1 pseudogene is annotated in these 507 nt (G+C 69.6%); it reads left to right on the top strand.

The features are described from left to right. Nucleotides 1-507: pseudogene (locus tag AZG88_RS54465) on the top strand (HNH endonuclease); the annotation flags it as partial.

Below are 507 nucleotides of genomic sequence, written 5' to 3' on the forward strand. Positions count from 1 at the left end.
CTGATGCCGGTCGAGCAGGCGGTCTGCCTGCAGGCCACGCTGGGGCGGGACGCGGACAGTCTGATCGCCACCGGCAACAGCGGTGGCCGCACCCGCAATCAGCTGATGGTGGACCTGCTGTTCGACCGCGGCACCGGAGCACCAAAGGCATCGGGTGTTCCGGTGGCGGTGAACCTGGTGCTCTCGGACGAGACCTTGCTGGCCGGCGGGCACGAGGCCGCGCAGCTGCAGGGGCTCGGGCCGGTGCCGGCCGCGATCGCCCGGCAGCTGGTCGCCGACGCCGTCGACAATGACACCGAGACGTCACTGCGGCGGGTGTATTCGTGCCCGCAGTCGGGGGCGCTGACCGCGATGGAATCCCAGGCGCGCACGTTCCCGAAGAGCCTGCGAAAGCTGATCGACCTCCGCGACCGCACGTGCCGAACCCCGTGGTGCGATGCACCGATCCGGCATCACGACCACATCCGCTCACGCAGGACATTGGGTAAGACCACCGCGCGAAACGGG

Origin of the sequence: Rhodococcus sp. LB1, assembly GCF_001583455.1 — a bacterium.
In the GTDB taxonomy this organism is placed as follows: Bacteria; Actinomycetota; Actinomycetes; order Mycobacteriales; family Mycobacteriaceae; genus Rhodococcus_F; species Rhodococcus_F opacus.